The 445-nt window shown below is 63.6% G+C and carries 1 protein-coding gene; it reads right to left on the reverse strand.

Annotated elements, in window-relative coordinates:
* Positions 1 to 94: 94 nt before the first annotated feature.
* The coding region (locus AC1D0P_RS29690; protein ID WP_477680010.1) for a GNVR domain-containing protein at positions 95 to 445 on the reverse strand (351 nt) is incomplete at its 5' end.

Genomic DNA, 445 nt, shown 5'->3' on the forward strand with positions numbered 1-445 from the left:
GCCATTTCATTGGCCATGAGGACGAAGACGCGCTCGGCGCCGCCGCCCCTAAGGCTCGGCGTGTGGAAGACGAGGCGCTTTCGGCTCTCGGCCGTCACGCGCGAAATTCGCCAGACCGGAACGGTGGCTCGCGCAGATCACGGAAAATGCCGCGGATGACTGCAAACAGCAAGCCGAGCATGAAGCCCGCGATAAAACCAACGCCGACAACGATGCTGGTGCGCGGAGGCCATGAGCGGCCGGCCGGCGGCACGGCGGTCGAAATCACCCGGACATTGGTGGTGTCTATCTGCTCGCGCTCGGTGATCTGGTGTGCACGCGCGAGAAAACTCTCGTAGACGGCCGTCTTCGACGAAGCGTCGCGCTCCAGCTCCCTCAGCGCCACCTGGGATTCGCTGTCGCTGAAGACATTGCCCTTGAGATCGTCCATCTTGGCGTTCAGGCC

Source organism: Polaromonas sp. P1_G2, from assembly GCF_056405515.1.